We start from the raw sequence: 15,638 nt of genomic DNA on the forward strand, positions 1-15,638 counted from the left end.
GATCTGGACTTGCGATGCCCGAAGGGTTCGGCGTTCAAGTCATTGGGTTGGACATTGGAATGGTCGATGAAATGGTATCAAAAGGGAAAAGCGGGGAGAGGATGCAATGCACGCTGCGCGATAGCCCAAACCATTAGGCTAAAAAGTGTAGTATCATGAGGATTGGTACGGTACCCACATTCCTCCCATCCTTATGAAATCACCATGAATTTCCGCACAATGCATCCCTCCCGCGCGTCCCACTTGTCCCGTAGAAGTTGGTTGCAAGGAAGTGGCGCGCTGGCACTCGGCGCGGGTCTCGGCTCCAGTTTGCTTCTCGACCAAGTTTTACTTCCCAAGAGCGTCCTAGGATCGACGGCAGCCAAAGTACCCTTTCAATTAGGGCTCCAGCTCTACTCGCTCCGTTCGTTCTCGGTCGACGCTGCGCTCCAGCACGCCAAGGACTTGGGGTTCGCGCAAGTCGAGTTCTATAGCGGCATGTTTCCGCTGAATGCTACCCAAGAGCAGATCGACGCGTTGGTAGGAAAAGTCAAAGCTCTGGGGCTAACGATCTCCGCGCATGGCGTCAATGGGTTCGGAGGAGACGCCGCAGCCAATCGCAAAGTTTTTGAATTCGCCAAGAAGGCAGGCATTCGCACCCTTTCGGCAGACCCGTCCCCAGAAGCCTTTCCGAGCTTGAACGAACTGGTGAAGGAATTTGATATTCGGATCGCGATTCACAACCACGGACCCTCGCACCGTTACAACAAAGCGGTCGACGTGCTGCGAGCCGTCGAGAAATGGGATCCACGCATCGGAGCTTGCGCGGATCTGGGCCACTACATTCGCTCAGGAGAGCGACCCACCGACGTGATTCGCACCTTGCAAGGTCGATTGTATGGAATCCACCTCAAGGACTTTGCAGAGATGCAAGAGAAGGCAAAGGGAGTGATCCTTGGCAAGGGGTATCTTCAGTGCAGCGAGGTGTTCGACGCCATGGTGCGAGCGAATTTCCCTGCTGATGGTGCACTGTCGCTTGAATATGAAGAAAACCCGAAGGACCCTATTGCAGACATTCGCGAATGCGTAGCGATCGCGAAGAAGGCGATGGACGAAGTGAAGAGTTAGGTTACGGAGGGGGGCTGTTTGCGACAAGCGTCGGAGCAGTATTTGACACGTTCCCAGTCCCGCTCCCATTTTTTGCGCCATGTGAACGGACGTCGGCAACGTTCACAGATTTTGGTCGGCAAATGGTACTTGCTCGGTTTTTGTCTCTTCGGCGGTTTGCTCATGGGAATTGGGTTGATGTCTGTAGGCAACGATGTGCGTGGATTGCACGCATAAACCGTCGAGGACGACCGTTCGACGTTATGGGGGCGGAGGTTCGGTGTCGTCGAACAAGCCTGGGAGGAACGGCTGTTGCTTCGATCGATTGGCATTCGCTGTCCGCTTGGTTTTGGACGGAGCCGACCGAGAACTCTTCGTGCTTGGGGCTCGGCCAGGAACGGGATCGCGATGCTTCCGGCTCCCATGCTTTTCGTAGACTTGCCGTGCCATTGCCATTGCGGCTTCCGATTGTCGGACCTCGAAAATGCGGGTTTTTGCAAAACGGACCGCAGCAGTATGCTCAACGATGGGGGGCGGGTAATCGACTCCCATACGACATCGGTATCGGATTTGATCATCCATCCCCATTTTCCATGGCTCATGAATATAGAGCTTGGGCACGAACTCCAGTTCAGGAATGTTCTCACGAATGAAGCGCCCCTCAGGATCTTGGTCCATCGCTTGCTTAGTTGGTGAGTAGATTCGAATTGTGTTGATCCCGGTGACACCCGACTGCATTTGGCATTGGGGATAATGAATTCCCGGCTCGAAGTCGAGAAAGAGCTTTGCTAGATGCAATGCGGGAGATCGCCAATGCAGCCACAAATGGTAGGCGGCAAACGACATGAGCATGGCTCGCATCCGAAAGTTGATCCATCGTTCTCGATGCAAATACCGCATGCACGCGTCGATCATGGGGTAGCCGGTACGGCCAGCCGTCCAAGCCTCGAATCGATCTGGTTGGAACTCATTTTCCCGTAGACCGTCATAAACCGAACAAATGTTTCGGAACTCAATCTCCGGTTCATCTTCTAGTTTTTGGATGAAATGGCAGTGCCAGGATAATCGCGAGGTAAAGGAACTGAGGGAGTGCGTCCAATTCGAAATAGTCGAATCGCGAGAAGCAATCTTCGCCTCCATCAACTCCAGTCTCTTGCTCTGAACACTTCGCTGCACCGATTTGATCGACAAACAGCCCCAAGCAATGTAGGGGCTAAGCCGACTGCAAGCGCTGGCAGCCGAAAGAGGACTCGACATCCTGCTCCGATATTCGCGTCCCCGCTCGGCTAAAAAGCTACCCAAGCAAGTCTGCCCGGCGAGTTCGCCTCCCGGTTGCAAATGCTGCTTCGCGACTGGTTCGCACTTGGTATGCCGTGGAAAAAGTTCAGTTGCTTGGGGAATCGGGCCTGGCTCCAAGGAGCGAGGGACATCCAATTGCAAAGGTTTGCTGATGATCTCGGCCTTCATTCGCGATTGCCAAATACGTCCCCAGCCGTCTCGGCTTTTCAGTTTCCTGACCACGCCATTGGATGGAATCTCCTCCCAAGGGATATTGTGCTCGCGAGCCCATTTCGCAACGGATTGATCCCGTCGGTATGTCCACATGCTGGCCGTCTCTTCATGGCTCCAGATTTTAGCAATCTCCACGTCCTCCCGCAGCGAATGAAGAACGGGAATCGCCTCCCCGGTACGAACGAAGAGGTCTGCACCGATCCTTGTCAGGGATTCACGGAGATCAACGATCGATTGCCGAACGAAGTGAAAGTGTTCGGGAGCATTCTCGGGTTGGGACCAGAACCCAGGCTCAAACAGAAACAGCGGAAGTACCGTTCCACGCTGCAAGGCGTGGGAAAGGGGGGCGTGGTCTGTTAACCGAAGATCTCGCTTGAACCAAACCAGTTGCACAATGGGCTTGGACATTCCCAGAACCGAACGAAAGGAGAAAGGAAAGGTTAAAATCGCAAGGAATGGTAGAAGGTGAGCAAGAGGAGAGGCGAGGAGCGAGTGGCGAGAGGCGAGTGGCGAGGAGCGAGTGGCGAGGAGCGAGTGGCGAGGAGTGAGGAGCGAGGAGTGAGGAGCGAGGAGCGAGGAGCGAGGAGCGAGGAGGAGCGAGGTGTGAGAGGTTTTAGTCCCGGTAGGGACGGCATAGAATAGCCCAGCCTTTTTAAGGCTGGGTGGGGTGGTACCCGTGTCCAAAGTCCCGGCAGGGACGAAAGAACGCGTCCCGGTGTCCAGGGATCGTGGCATCGCAATTCGGGGTAATCGCACATTCGTTTACGCTTGGGATTTGCGGCCCGCTTGCATGGGGGGGCGGGCGAATGGAAGAATGCGGATTGCGTGTGGGCGCGATCTTGACGCGGGCGTGGAAAGCCATCTTTCGTCCCTACCGGGACTAAGACCAAGAGACCCCTGCCGGGACTAAGAGTTTATTTTCCCGACTCGGAAAAAGGCCGAGACGTTGCTACCGGGACTATCACTAAGACGCGGCCTGCGCAGGATTAAAGCGACGGGGCCATGAGAAGGGCTGCGCAATAGGCGGTAATGGAATGGTGCCTTCTCTCTATGGCTGGACGCTAGGTGAGGTGGATCATGGCTTTGATGACGCCGGAGGTGGGTGCAAGCCATTGTTCGAAACGCTCAGGGACTTCATCGATCATCGCGTGGTGGGTGATCCAAGGATCCGTGTTGATCGTTCCATTTTCGATCAAGGCGATAATGCGGCCGAAGTCGCGAGATGGAGCATTGCGACTGGCAAGAATCGATAATTCCCGGCGATGTAGAACCGGTGCATGCGGGAAGCTTAAGTTCTGTTGCGTGATACCGACGAAAACAACTCGCCCCGCGCAAGCGGTGAATTCCAGAGCACGCGACATGCTGTGGTTGTTGCCAGTTGCATCGATCACGACATCGACCCATCGATGGTTCGTCAAATCCGAAATGGTCGTGAGATCGCGATCGTCTCCGAAGAAGCGAACCGTGTGGCATCCTCCCATCTTCGTGTTGACGAAATCGAGTCGGGATTCACTCAGATCGGCCATCAAGACACGCGCACCAGAGAGCTTGGCAAATTCGAGAGCGGATAATCCGATCGGACCAGCTCCAAGGATCAGTACCGTTTCTCCTTGCTTGGGATTTCCGCGATCGACCGCATGGCAACCGATGGCCAAGGTCTCGACCAACGCCGCTTGCTCGTAGCTCAGGTTGTTCGCAGGGTGCAGCTTTCGGGCTGGCAAAACGACTTGTTCGGTCAATCCACCATCGCACATGACACCGAAGGTTTGGTTGTACTCGCAACAGTTGGTGTAGCCGCGTTGGCAGGCGTAACACTCTCCGCAATTGAGATAGGGCTCGACGCAGCAGCGATCCCCCACTTGCAAGTGTTCCACACCGGCCCCCACCGCGACGATCTCCACTCCTAATTCGTGACCCGGGATACGTGGAAAGGCGAAGAACGGGAACTTGCCCAGATAGCAAGCGATGTCCGTGCCACAAACGCCCACGCGATGGACCCTTACAATTGCCTCACCCGCTCCCGGATTTCGTGGAGGTGGGATGTCGATCATTTTCCAACTTTGAACTTGGTCTAACTGCAACGCTTTCATGGAAATCGCTTTGGGAGGAGTCTGAACCGAAAAAGGATCCTGGAAGTTGCTCAAATCTGGCTATCGGCATCTTCCAGGCCGCAACAAGTTATACAATAGAGCCCATTCCGCCAGAGTTCTTTCCCCACCATTAAAGGACATAATGATGACTTCTCCCATCGAAAACAGCTTGAACAAAAAATCCAATCTCGCATCGGTCGACCGTCGGAATTTTCTGATCGCGACCAGCGGACTTGGTGTCGGTTGCGCACTCACCCCAAGCAGCTTGTGGGGATTCGAGCCGGGTGGCAGCAAGGCGGAGACGGTGATCGGCGAGCTCTACGAGACGTTGACAGCATCCCAGCGCGACGTGGTCTGCAAAGAGTTTGGCGATGCGTTGCGTCAGAAAGTGAATGCGAACTGGCACGTCGTCAAGCCGCTGATCGGCTCTGATTTCTATACGAAGTCACAACGCAATATGGTGCACGAGATTGTTAAGCAACTCACATCGGAAAGCGGTTTCGAATTGATTAGCAAACAGACCGAAGACGATGACGGCGGAATCGATGCTTACAGCGTCGCTTGGTTTGGAAAGCCGGGTACGGAATCCTTTGAATGGATGCTAACCGGACGGCATTTGACTCTACGAGCCGATGGAAATACGCAGAAGAAAGTCGTCTTCGGCGGCCCGATCGTGTACGGGCACGGAGAAGAAACCGCTCCGGAAGACAATCTGTTCTTCTTCCAAACGCAAAAGGTGAACAAAGTCTTTGCGGCACTTTCCACCGAGCAACGCGAGCAAGCTCTGTTGAAGGCTAGCATTCCAGGTGAGTCATCGGTCCGTGTGGAAAAGAAGGATCAGTATGCGGGTCTCCGTGTCGGGTCGTTGAGCAGCGATCAAGTTGGGTTGGTCAATGAAGCCCTTACTTCGATTTTAGGTGTCTACCGAGAAGAGGATACCAAGGAGGCCCGAGAACTACTTGCTGAGGTTGGAGGAATGGAGTCGTTGTCGCTACAGTTCTATGCCAACGATGACCTCAAGTCCGATGGTGTGTGGGACATGTGGCGGATTGTTGGCAAGAATACTTGTATTCATTTCCGTGGCGCGCCGCACGTGCATGCGTATATCCATATTCAGAACGTGTAGCGCAGCTTCTGAGCGTCACGTTGCGTACGAATTGCTTCGCTGAGGAGAACACCGTTCGGGGAACGGACCTGGTTATGCACAACTATTTGGAAGCACACTGAGTCAAGATATGTGCTTCTGTTGTGCGTAAACAGTCGAGGACGACTGTTCGACATTGGGGAATGGTCGAGGGTGACTGTCAGGCGGCGCGGCGGGTCGGTTGCTCGCTTGCGGAAGTCGATTTTGCGCTGGCATTGGCGATGTTCGCGTCGGACGAAACTTCGTCTCGCAGGGAGCGAATCTGACGCACTTTGGCTTGTAGTTTCGCGATGTTTTCTTTCTTCTGAAGCTCCTCTTTGGCATTTTCGTAGTGATCGACTAGCAGCTGTCGAAGGCGATCACGCATTGAGAATGATAGAGTTAGGAGCGTTCGCACCGCGATGAAGAGAACCAATCCCCAAAACATCCAAGCCCACGGTAGTGCGTTCATCCGAGGACTCCAACAAGGTCGCTTGCTTTCAATGCCAAAGTGTTTGATGCCATAAGAATGCGATCGAGATGGCGAGCCAGACGACATCTTGTTGAAGTGGAGGCAGGAAGGGACTTAGGTGAAGTGAGCCGAACGGTCGAGGACAATCGTTGGCCTGGTGGAGAAACGGTCGAGGACGACCGTTCGACAGTAAAACAGTCGAGGACGACCGTTCGATAGTGGGGGGCAGCGGTTTGTTAAGCTGCTTTTCGTTTGGTATCGGATGCAAGCATGGCTCGGAGACGCTCGAATTCTTCGATGCTGGTGAAGTGGATTGTGATCCGCCCTTTTCCTCGCCCGGATTGGGAGATCTCGACCTTCGTTCCCAGCGTCATTTTGAGCTCGCTCTCAAGAGCTTGCAATTGACTCGTCTTGGACGCCCGGCGACGGGGAGCCATACCGAGAATGCCCTCTTCGGCCGCTTCGGCATTCGCAACCGCTTCCGCGACTTGCCGCTCCGTTTCTCGAACGCTCCATCCATGATCGAGGATCCGGCGAAGATAAACGTGCTGCTCCTTGGTACTACCTAAACTGAGAAGAGCCTTTGCATGTCCCGCCGTGATTTCTTCCCGTTGGATGGCATCGGTGATCGCTTCAGGCAGCTCGAGCAATCGCATCATGTTGGCGATCGTGCTACGGTCGATCTTCAAACGGCTGGCCAACTCCTCTTGGGTGCACTTATGTTCCGAGATATATCGCTTGAACGACATCGCTTTTTCGATCGCATTCAAGTCCTTGCGTTGGAGGTTTTCAATGATTGCCAGCTCTGCGACCAAGCGATCATCCGCTTCGCGCACTTCAGCACGAATGGAGGGAAGGCCAGCGTGGATGGTTGCGCGAAGTCGGCGTTCCCCCGAAATAAGCTGATAGCGTTCCCCGACTTTGCGGACCAAGACCGGTTGCAATTGCTGGTGCTGTTTAAGCGATTCCGCCAGTGATTCAATCTCGGCGGCGTTGAAGTGACGCCGTGGTTGAAAAGGATTGGGATCGATCAGATGGGTCGCAACATCGATCGTTCCTTGATGATGCTGTACCCCCTCCGGAAGATTAACAATCGGCTGCACCGACGCTGGAGTCGCAGAGGACGAGGCAGCGATCGGCGTCATGGGAATACTGATCGGCGAATTGGTTCCACGGGGCGATTGGTCACGTGTAGATTGACCGCGGGCTTCCGACGCAAACTGTTTGATGATATCGGCGCGCGGTGAAGCTTTTTCGGTAGTGATCGACGACTCGGATACAGCAGTTCGTGCAGGGTCGAGCGAAGGTGAGCTCGACATGGGAATCGTCGCGGGTGACATTTCGCCTGCCCCTTCTTCGACAGGGGTTCCGAGAAGGGCAGCGAGTCCACGTCCAAGTCGTCGGTCTTTAGTCACGTTCCAGTACCTCCATGCAAAGTTCGATGTAAGCTCGCGTTCCATGCGAGCGCGGGGCATATGCTAGCACACTCAGCCCGTGGCTAGGGGCTTCGCTGATTGCGATATCACGTGGGATGGTTGTATCAAAAACTATGTCTCCGAAGAAATCCCGAACTTCGGAATCTACTTCGTGCGTTAGTTCGAATCGGGGGTCGACCATGGTGAGCAGGATTCCACCGAAGGTGAGCTTGCCCGAGTTCGCGGTCATGACATCGCGGATGACGTGAATCATTTGCGTCAGACCTTCCATGGCGTAGTACTCGCATTGGATGGGCATGAGCACTTCGGTGCTAGATGCCAGTGCCGCTTGCGTGAGTTCGCCGAGTGAAGGCGGACAATCGATGAAGACGGAGTCGTAGATTCCGAGGCCCGCATCGAGATGTTGTCGTAGCAATGCTCCTTGAGACATCCCACCTTTAGCGAGACGATCGACGTCCTGAAACGATCTGCACCCCGGCATGAGTTCCAGGTTGGCTAGGTTCGTTTTGAGGATCCCTTCGCGGAGCGGGGCGTCCACGAGCAACGGATGACGCGGGGCAGGCGAGAATCCTAGCCCGCTCGTAGCATTGCACTGAGGATCGAGGTCCACGATGAGAGTTTTTTGTCCTGCGGTGGCCATCGCCCAAGCCAGGTTGATGGCCGTCGTCGTTTTGCCGACGCCACCTTTCTGGTTGGCGATACAGAAGATTCGAGCCATGGCATCCCGCGCGAGTAAACAAGTTGGATTGGTTGCATGTGTGGGGCTTGTCCCGCACGTGGATCGTTTTATTACCTAAATTGCCATATCGGGGGAAATGCCAGTTGCGCTTCCCGCGAATAGGGTTTCCATACTGAACACGATTCGCGAATCGCCGCTGGTGACGGTTTGATCCTTTCTAGGGCCGTTTCGTGAACATCGCATCGATTGCCTTGGCGACCGAGATGGAAGGCCCGGTCCTTCGAATTGCCGACCAGCCATGGTGAAACGGGATGGGCAAAAGGAAGGGGCCGCAAAGTCCCCTTCACCGTCCAAGTTCCACGCAAAACGGGTCCCCCGTGTTGCTTTGAACTTTGCTATAATTTCAAAACCGCATCTCACCATCCCCCTCCACGAACCCTCGTTCGAAATCATGACTTGCAAATCGATCTTTCGAAGGACGTTGCTCTCCACCATGGCTGTTGCCCCTCTTTTGGGTGGAGCGCTGATCGCAAACGAACCGGCGGACAAGGCAAAGCCGACGGATTGGTATCAATGGCGAGGCCCACAGCAAAATGGCCAAACCACCGAAAAAGGGCTGCCAACCACATTCAAGTCCGATGGCGAGACGGTCCTCTGGCGAAAAGAGGAGTTTGCCTCTCGCTCGACCCCTGTCGTCATGAATGGTCGCTTGTACCTGGTGTGTCGGCACAAGCCAGAAACACCTCAGGAGGCCGAGAAAACCGTCTGTGTGAATGCGGAAACGGGGGAGCTCATTTGGGAAAGCATCCACAATATCTTCTTGTCCGATGCTCCGTCGGAGCGAATCGGTTGGTCTAGCGTTTATGCGGATCCGGATGCGGACCGAGTTTATGTTTTAGGCTTGGGTTGCATTTTCCAGTGCTTGGACGGTGCCACGGGCAAAGTGATCTGGGAGAAGTCCCTGCTGGAAGAGTACGGAATGTTGTCCACCTACGGAGGTCGGACGAATTTCCCGGTGGTGTACGAAGACACCGTCATCATCAGCGGCGTGCTGACTTCCTGGGGCGAAAACGCCCTCCCTGCCCACCGCTTGATCGCCATGGACAAGCGGACTGGGGCCCCTATTTGGATGATGAACACTCGTCCTCGCCCCGAGGACACGACCTACAGCACTCCTGTTTTCACCGTGTTGAATGGCCAAGCGGCCATGGTATTCGGCGCGGCGGACGGAGCCCTCTACGCCGTCCAACCCCGAACCGGGAAAGTGATTTGGAAGTATCAGGTTTCGCCTCGGGGATTCAGCGTCTCCCCATTGGTGGTCGACGGCATCGTTTATTGCGGGCATGGCGAGCAGAACGAAACGGATCGGACGGTTCTCGGAGCTGTCTTTGCGCTCGATGGGAATACCACTGGCGAAATCACCGATGACAAATTGCTGTGGAAGATCCCTGCAAAGACCGTTTCTCGCAGCTGTCCGGTCAAAATCGGGGACCGAGTCTACTTCATCGAGGATGGTGCGGCTCTCATCGGGGTGAATGCCAAATCGGGTGAGATCGAAGCAAAGGCCAAACTCGGCCGAGTCATGTTTGGATCTCCGATCGTCTCGGAAGGGAAGATGTTCGTCGCGGAGAATTCGGGGATTATCCAAGTCCTTACGCCGAACGACAAAGGTGTCGACATTCAGCGTTTCCGGTTGAACGACCAAAGTGAAGTCTTCGCGTCCTTTGTCGTCTCCAACGGCAAAATGTACTTGCCCACGAGCCGAGCCCTCTATTGTTTTGGGAACAAAGACGCGGCGCCGTCGATCGATCCTATTCCAGAGCCGAAAAAGGAAGAGCCTCTCACCGATACCACCGTGGCACACATCCAAGTTTGCCCAGTGGAGATGCTTTTAGTCCCGGGCCAAAAGGCCAAACTGCAAGTTCGTGCTTACAACGCGGCAGGTCAGTATCTGAAACTGCTAGAAGATGCGCAAATCAGCGTAGACGGGGCTGGCACCGTGTCCGACGGGCAAGTCTACGTGGCCCCCGACCAAGTTTCCGGTGGAACTACCGTTTCGATCGTTGCAAGTTCCGGAGAATTAAAGAGTACGGCGCGGGCTCGCGTCATCGGTGCACTTCCTTGGAACTACGATTTCGAAGACAAGAAGGTTCCGAACCATTGGATCGGTGCAGCCTACCGGCACCAACCTGCCGAGCTTCCCACCGGAGGAAATGGACTGGTCAAGATCAGCACCATTCCTAAGGGAACGCGCAGCCAAGGTTTCATCGGCCTCCCCAAGATGAGCGACTATACCATCGAGGGAGAGTTTCTCGCCCTGGATACCAAGAACAAAGTTCCGACGACCAAGTTGCCAGACATGGGTCTTAACGCCCAGCGATACACTCTCGCTTTGGAAGGCTCGCAGCAGCTCAAGATTCGAACTTGGCTCTCGCACGACACCCGTTTCTCCGTCGGAGTTCCTTTCGAGTGGAGTGCGAATACTTGGTACAGCATGAAGTTCCGCGCGGAAAATAAGGACGGTAAAGCCATCCTACGCGGAAAAGTCTGGAAGAAAGGGGATGCGGAACCTGAGGGTTGGACCATCGAAGGAACCGATGACATGCCCAATACGCAAGGCAGCCCGGGGATTTTCGGGAACTCGACCGACGCGGAATTCTACATCGACAACATCAAAGTCTCAGCCAACTAGCCAGAGTGGGACGTTCATGACCCATGGGATCTATTCGACCAATAGGTCCCATGGATTTTTAGACCCGTCGGTCGCTCGCACGCGAAGCGGCACAAGGAATCCTTGACAAACAGACCCCACCAACGGTAACTGCCTATCGCAGTTGGAATACTTCCGGTTCGGCGACATAGTCGTGCGTTTCGACTTCCCCCATCATGGTGAAAGCAAAAACGTCGGTCACTCGGACAGGGAGTAGCGATCCGGTCTGCCGCATGTTGCCGTCCCACACAATGATTCGATCGCAATGGGTTCGGCCGGTCATTTGTCGAAACTCTCCGGTCTGCCCTTTACGCACCGACCATTTGCTCGGACCTTCCACGAGCACCTCGACGGTTTGCCCAAGGAACCTCATGTTATCCTCGAGCGAGATTTGGTTTTGCACTTCCAGCAACTCCAAATTGCGCCGGTGCTTGACCTCTTCTGGAACGTCGTCTTCGTACAGTTCAGCCCCCTTCGTTCCGGGACGCACGCTATATTGGAAGATGAAACTGTTCTTAAACCTACATCGCTTGACCAAATCGACCGTCATCTGAAACTCTTCCTCTGTCTCACCGCAGAAGCCTACGATAAAGTCGCTTGAGACGGACGGATTCGGGATGATCTCATTGATACGATCCATCATCTCGTAGTAGTCCGCGATGGTGTAGCCACGCTTCATCCGTTTCAGGACTGCATCGCTTCCGCTTTGAGCCGGAACGTGGAGATACGGGGAACATTTGGGAAGATCTCGGACAGTTTCTAACAGTTCTCGAGTCATATCCTTGGGGTAGTTCGTTACGAACTTGATCCGCTCGATCCCAGGAATAGGATGGATGCGTTCCAACAGATCCGCAATCCGTGTAACCTTGTCCCCTTCCACATAGCGATAGGAATTCACGGTTTGTCCCAGGAGTGTGATTTCTTTCGCACCTTGTTCCGCGAGGATCCTGGCTTCTTCCACAATCTGGTCCGGTGCGCGGCCTTGTTCGGGGCCACGGGTCATCGGGACAATGCAATACGTGCAGAACTTGTCGCATCCGATTTGGATCCGCAAGTAAGCTTGGAAGGGAGTGGGGCGCATTTCCGGATCCCGAAGTGGATCGAACGTTTCGTGAGATCGCTTGATATCTTCGGCCGTACCTTCCCGACGCCCCAGACTGACGGCCAGCTGTTGCTTTTCGCCCGACTCCGCTCTTTCGATCATTTCTGGGATCTTGTGCAATTGCCCAGGGCCGACCACCAAATCGACGAAGGGGACTCGTTGGAAAATACTGTTTTGATCCTTTTGGGCCATGCACCCCATGACACCGATGATCTTGTTCGGATTCTTCAGCTTCAGCTGCTTCAGGTGGTGCAGATTGTTGTAGGCCTTTTCCTCTGCATGCTCACGGACCGAGCAAGTATTGAACAGGATCGCGTCGGCGACGGCCGGGTCCTGGGTCAAGGCGTAGCCCTTTTTCCTCAGCGCCGCCACCACCATTTCGCTGTCCAAGACATTCATCTGGCAGCCGACCGTCTCGATGTACAGATGTTTCGTAGGGGTCGCTGGAATTTCGGGGGATTGCATAAGGACTGAACCAATGGATTGCGGGACCAAATAAGTCGAGCGAATGATAGCCGAACATACCCCATTTGAGTAGGGTTGAACGAGAGCTGGCCACGATTCCCAGCCCCCCTGGCCTCGGTATAGGTTCATGACATGGGTGGCGCCTCTCGCCTCGCTACGTACTTCCTTTGCGCCCAAGCTGTCGAGGACGACAGCTCTACATTAGCCCCTCGCCACTCGCCACTCGCCACTCGCTACTCGCCACTCGCCACTCGCCACTATTTCTCCAGCGAGAGGAGGCGTTTGGATTCTTGGAGAAGGAAGGAGACGTTCATGAAGGGATCGGCGCCGACATCGTGCCATTGCACCCGTCCGTGCGCATCGATGAGGTAAGTACCGTGCAGCGGAGTTCCTTCAAAGTCATCGAACGCGCGGTAGGAGCGAAAGACTTCCAAGTCGGGATCTGCGTGAAGCCTTATCTTCATTTCCTTGTCGTACTGTCTAATGCCAGCATTGAGTTCCGTCACGGTTTCGGAGCTGATTCCGATGACGTCGATCCCCATCTTTTCGAACGCCTCGACTTGAGGAGAAAAGGCAGCAAGTTGTTCCGCGCAGTGAAGACAACCGAATCCCAGGTAAAGGATCATGACGTAGGGACGTCCTGCGACCTGTTTGGACGAAACCGCGGTCCCATCTTGGGAGGTCGCGTACCAGGTCGGCGCACTGGGAGGAGTCCATCGAAGCGGTCCGAGCGAGGCTAGATCGGGGCGTTCGCCGATGTCCGTCGGAATGGGGGCTGGCTTGGACCACGCTTCGCCCATTTGCATCCCTTCCGCGATGGTGCGGATCCGAGCCAAATGTGGGAGTTGGGAGTCTGCCGTCTGCGCGATGGGAATAAACTGTTCGAGAAGTCTCTTCACTTCCTCTTTCTTTTCAGGAATCGTCGCCCCGATCTCGATCGCCAATGCCATCGACAGGAACTCGTTGGGGTTCTCCTTCACGAGTTTGGCGATCCGATCCCAAGCATTCTGGGTTTCGCCAGCCTTGGCAAGCCACTCGATGCGTTGCAGGTTGGGGACGATCGAGCGTACTTCGTGCGAGACGCGCAGCGCTTGGCTGTAGTTACCTTGCTGTGCATGGCGATGCGATTGCACGGCAGTGAGCCAAAACTCTGCTCGTTGCTTGCGATACCGCAGATCGTGCCTCCGTCGCGAGACCTCCTCTTCTTCCTTGGATAGCTTGGTCCCGCTCGGCGCTTGCCAATTTTTCGATAGCGGCTTGATGAGGAGAGGGTCTTTTTCATCGCCGAACGGATCGCGAGAAGGGGGCGATGGCTCGTCCAATTGAGGTGGTTTGCGGGGGCTTTTCGACTTCGCCTTTTCATCATCGCCCGGGGGCGACACTGGCTCAGGGAGCGAGCGGAGTTCCTTGGCAAGGTCATTCTGAATCGACTGCAGCGTTTCGAGGGAAGTCTGGAAAGACTGCTGCTGATTCAAATGAATAGCTGCGATCGCTAGCAAACCGAGTCTTTCACTTTCCAAGTGGGGTGCTTCGGCTTCTTGCAGGTAGTGTGATTGGCAGAGGTCGTGAAGGGACTGCCATTGTTGGTAATGGGTTAAGGTTTGGATCAGTCGTTCGCGACCAAACCGAGCGCTTCCTTTTTCGCCGAGCATGCTGTACCGGGGGTGGCGTGGCAACTCGATCATATTTTTGGCTAGCGAGACGGCAGGTTCGACGCGACCGATCAGATTGAGGCTTCGAATGAGCCATTCGTTATTGTGCGCGTAGTTGTGGATTTGGTCTGGCAGGACCATATCGCGCATCATGTGTTGATGGTCAACGCGGGCCGAAGCTTCTTGCTGCCAGGCCGCATCGCTGAATCGTTTCAAACGGGAGTAGGTATGCCCGGGCATGTGCCACATATGGGCAATTCCCGGAGCGCTCGGACCGCAGGCCGCGGCAGCGGTGAGTGCTAGTTCTTCTTTTCGGTAATCCCAAAGGTGAATGCGAAAGTGGTGAGCTGGGTGGCGTGGGTTGGTTCGGAAGATGTCGCTGAGCAGGGCATCGACAGCGGAGTGGCTTTGGATGGGGGTGCCAGCACCGTTGTTCTGCCAGAGTTGAAGCACGAGCATCGCTTTGAGTTCGATGTCATTGGGAAAGTCCTCGACCAATTTCTCCAGCGCGTCGGCGTAGGTTTTGAGACGTTCGGTTTTTGCTTCTTTGCGTTTCTCGTTTTTCTCCGAGTCGGAGGATTTCACGCGAGCATTCCAAGCTTCGATCAATCGGCGTTCACGCGGCGAGGCCTTGTCGATTCGTTTCATCGCCAATTCGATGAAACCGCGGGATCGTTCTTCGTTTTCGATATTGGCGCGGGCCATTCCCCAGTAGGGCATGGGGTGATCGGGGTCGATCGCAGCCGCTTGGCGAAAGGAGCGTTCGGCTTCGAAGTACCAGAAACCGTGCAACTGTGCGACGCCTTGGTCGACAAAGCGTTGGGCCATCGGGTTTTTGGTCGAGATAGGGAAACGGCAATTCCCCATTCCGGTCATGAGGTAAGCCGCCTGCCTGGGCCCTTCATCGAAGGAGTCCGCGTTCACCGAGTGGCCCGGCTGGTGCGTGGCAGGGTCGATCGCCTCAGATTCTTGGGCAATTCCATGGCCAGGAGAAAACAGAAGAGAGCTAACCAGCCAGGAACAGCGGAATGGCAGGCGGAGTTGGCGAGGAAGGGGAAGGTGCATCGGTTGGTTCGCGGAGCGAGGGATTCTGGGGGGAATTTTGCGATCCAGCGCGGAGTTAGCCCGAGAGCATCCTTGACGGGGGAGGGCGAGAGGAGGAGAGCTAGCATAGCTCAAGCGGAGGCATAAAAAAAGCTCCCGGAAGTGAACGAGTCCTAGGGGGGCAGAGGACTTGAAGCTACTTTTCCGGGAGCAATTGATTGGAGCGAGTCGTTACACATCCGTGGTAATGACTCGCAAGGACCGATC

General features: G+C 55.1%; 11 protein-coding genes. 3 read left to right on the forward strand and 8 right to left on the reverse strand.

Annotated elements, in window-relative coordinates:
* The first annotated feature begins 204 nt into the window (after window positions 1-204).
* Window positions 205-1,107 (forward strand): sugar phosphate isomerase/epimerase family protein, encoded by a 903-nt coding sequence (locus SH467x_RS02480; RefSeq protein ID WP_482369714.1) that lies wholly within the window; start codon window positions 205-207, stop codon window positions 1,105-1,107.
* Here SH467x_RS02480 and SH467x_RS02485 read toward each other — a convergent pair.
* The 3 genes from SH467x_RS02485 to SH467x_RS02495 all read right to left on the reverse strand — a co-directional run bounded on the left by SH467x_RS02485 (window position 1,104) and on the right by SH467x_RS02495 (window position 4,688).
* Complete coding sequence (locus tag SH467x_RS02485) at window positions 1,104-1,418, reverse strand: DUF2256 domain-containing protein (RefSeq protein ID WP_482369715.1); 315 nt, start codon at window positions 1,416-1,418, stop codon at window positions 1,104-1,106. The two genes, SH467x_RS02480 and SH467x_RS02485, sit on opposite strands and share 4 nt — an antisense overlap.
* Window positions 1,348-3,333, reverse strand: a complete 1,986-nt coding sequence (locus SH467x_RS02490) for a cryptochrome/deoxyribodipyrimidine photo-lyase family protein (RefSeq protein WP_482369716.1) — start codon at window positions 3,331-3,333, stop codon at window positions 1,348-1,350. Before SH467x_RS02490 ends, SH467x_RS02485 begins: the two co-directional genes overlap by 71 nt.
* Window positions 3,334-3,659: 326 nt before the next feature.
* Window positions 3,660-4,688, reverse strand: a complete 1,029-nt coding sequence (locus SH467x_RS02495; protein WP_482369717.1) for a zinc-binding alcohol dehydrogenase family protein — start codon at window positions 4,686-4,688, stop codon at window positions 3,660-3,662.
* A 142-nt stretch (window positions 4,689-4,830) separates the two neighbouring features.
* Between SH467x_RS02495 and SH467x_RS02500 the strand changes: the two genes are divergently transcribed.
* Window positions 4,831-5,814, forward strand: a complete 984-nt coding sequence (locus SH467x_RS02500) for a DUF3500 domain-containing protein (RefSeq protein ID WP_482369718.1) — start codon at window positions 4,831-4,833, stop codon at window positions 5,812-5,814.
* A gap of 178 nt (window positions 5,815-5,992) precedes the next feature.
* On the opposite strand, the gene SH467x_RS02505 is transcribed toward SH467x_RS02500, so the two are convergent.
* The 3 genes from SH467x_RS02505 to SH467x_RS02515 all read right to left on the reverse strand — a co-directional run bounded on the left by SH467x_RS02505 (window position 5,993) and on the right by SH467x_RS02515 (window position 8,437).
* Complete coding sequence (locus tag SH467x_RS02505) at window positions 5,993-6,283, reverse strand: hypothetical protein (protein ID WP_482369719.1); 291 nt, start codon at window positions 6,281-6,283, stop codon at window positions 5,993-5,995.
* Window positions 6,284-6,519: 236 nt separating this feature from the next.
* Window positions 6,520-7,428, reverse strand: a complete 909-nt coding sequence (locus SH467x_RS02510; protein ID WP_482371332.1) for a ParB/RepB/Spo0J family partition protein — start codon at window positions 7,426-7,428, stop codon at window positions 6,520-6,522.
* A gap of 262 nt (window positions 7,429-7,690) precedes the next feature.
* Window positions 7,691-8,437, reverse strand: a complete 747-nt coding sequence (locus SH467x_RS02515) for a ParA family protein (protein ID WP_482369720.1) — start codon at window positions 8,435-8,437, stop codon at window positions 7,691-7,693.
* Window positions 8,438-8,849: 412 nt separating this feature from the next.
* Here SH467x_RS02515 and SH467x_RS02520 point away from each other — a divergent pair, with 412 nt between their 5' ends.
* Window positions 8,850-11,090, forward strand: coding sequence for a PQQ-binding-like beta-propeller repeat protein (locus tag SH467x_RS02520; RefSeq protein WP_482369721.1), 2,241 nt, complete (start codon window positions 8,850-8,852; stop codon window positions 11,088-11,090).
* A 133-nt stretch (window positions 11,091-11,223) separates the two neighbouring features.
* Here the strand turns inward: SH467x_RS02520 and miaB are convergent, their stop codons facing one another.
* Window positions 11,224-12,675, reverse strand: a complete 1,452-nt coding sequence (miaB, locus tag SH467x_RS02525) for a tRNA (N6-isopentenyl adenosine(37)-C2)-methylthiotransferase MiaB (protein WP_482369722.1) — start codon at window positions 12,673-12,675, stop codon at window positions 11,224-11,226.
* A 257-nt stretch (window positions 12,676-12,932) separates the two neighbouring features.
* A complete protein-coding gene (locus SH467x_RS02530; protein WP_482369723.1) occupies window positions 12,933-15,392 on the reverse strand; it encodes a peroxiredoxin family protein in 2,460 nt (819 codons plus the stop codon).
* Window positions 15,393-15,638 lie beyond the last annotated feature (246 nt).

Source organism: Brakhagea slesvicensis (assembly GCF_052161625.1).
GTDB lineage: Bacteria > Planctomycetota > Planctomycetia > Pirellulales > Pirellulaceae > JBKCUI01.

Bases quoted from the DNA above. Each gene is read 5' to 3' on its own strand.
- SH467x_RS02480 (WP_482369714.1), top strand. From the start codon at position 205: ATGAATTTCCGCACAATGCATCCCTCCCGCGCGTCCCACTTGTCCCGT.
- SH467x_RS02485 (WP_482369715.1), bottom strand. From the start codon at position 1,418: ATGCCAATCGATCGAAGCAACAGCCGTTCCTCCCAGGCTTGTTCGACG.
- SH467x_RS02490 (WP_482369716.1), bottom strand. From the start codon at position 3,333: ATGCCACGATCCCTGGACACCGGGACGCGTTCTTTCGTCCCTGCCGGG.
- SH467x_RS02495 (WP_482369717.1), bottom strand. From the start codon at position 4,688: ATGAAAGCGTTGCAGTTAGACCAAGTTCAAAGTTGGAAAATGATCGAC.
- SH467x_RS02500 (WP_482369718.1), top strand. From the start codon at position 4,831: ATGATGACTTCTCCCATCGAAAACAGCTTGAACAAAAAATCCAATCTC.
- SH467x_RS02505 (WP_482369719.1), bottom strand. From the start codon at position 6,283: ATGAACGCACTACCGTGGGCTTGGATGTTTTGGGGATTGGTTCTCTTC.
- SH467x_RS02510 (WP_482371332.1), bottom strand. From the start codon at position 7,428: ATGACGCCGATCGCTGCCTCGTCCTCTGCGACTCCAGCGTCGGTGCAG.
- SH467x_RS02515 (WP_482369720.1), bottom strand. From the start codon at position 8,437: ATGGCTCGAATCTTCTGTATCGCCAACCAGAAAGGTGGCGTCGGCAAA.
- SH467x_RS02520 (WP_482369721.1), top strand. From the start codon at position 8,850: ATGACTTGCAAATCGATCTTTCGAAGGACGTTGCTCTCCACCATGGCT.
- miaB (WP_482369722.1), bottom strand. From the start codon at position 12,675: ATGCAATCCCCCGAAATTCCAGCGACCCCTACGAAACATCTGTACATC.
- SH467x_RS02530 (WP_482369723.1), bottom strand. From the start codon at position 15,392: ATGCACCTTCCCCTTCCTCGCCAACTCCGCCTGCCATTCCGCTGTTCC.